The sequence below is a fragment of the Nocardioides luteus genome (assembly GCF_014648595.1).
GTDB classification, from domain to species: Bacteria; Actinomycetota; Actinomycetes; order Propionibacteriales; family Nocardioidaceae; genus Nocardioides; species Nocardioides luteus.
The window spans coordinates 1-620 of record NZ_BMRK01000052.1 but is presented as its reverse complement, the minus strand read 5'-3'; the positions used below and the strand labels follow the sequence as shown (position 1 = coordinate 620).

The window sequence follows — 620 nt, the reverse complement described above, 5'->3', positions numbered from 1 at the left end:
GATGAGCCTCGAGCACGACACCATCGATGCCGACCTGAGCGCCATCGAAACCTCCCTCGACGACCTCCTCACCCGGGACCCGGCCTACTGGCGCACGAGTCAGAAGAAGGAAGCACTCGCGCGGCTGGAGAAGATCCAGGCCAAGCAGGCCGCAGTGAAGCTCCGGCTGCTCGCTGCCTCCGGTGACATCGCTGAGGAGACCGGAGCGAAAGATGTCTCCGGGTGGATGCGGACCGAGCTTTTGGTTGACAAGGGTGTCGCCCGTTCGCAGGTGAACCTGGCTGCCAGCCTGGCCAAGTACGAGCTGGTCGCCGCCGGTCTGGCTGACGGTGTGTTGTCCCAGGACAAGGCTCGGGTGATCACCAAGGCCCTCGACCAGATTGAGACCGACCCGGCCGCCAGCACCGAAGACCTCCTCCTGGCCGAGAAGCTGCTGGTCGAGCACGCCAGCTGGTTCACCGCGAACGAGCTGAAGGTCGCCGGCAAACGGATCTTGATGATGGTCGACCCCGACCGGTTCGAAGAAGCCGAGGCCAAGGCGCTGCAGCGCGAAGAAGAGCACGCCGAACGGCGCACGTTCTTCCAGTCCCGCGACAACGGCGACGGCACCATCGACATCC

1 protein-coding gene is annotated in these 620 nt (G+C 64.8%); it reads left to right on the top strand.

Annotated elements, in window-relative coordinates:
• Position 1 precedes the first annotated feature (1 nt).
• Positions 2-620: DUF222 domain-containing protein (locus tag IEY81_RS23930; RefSeq protein ID WP_189121003.1), on the top strand; the 619-nt coding region annotated here is incomplete at its 3' end.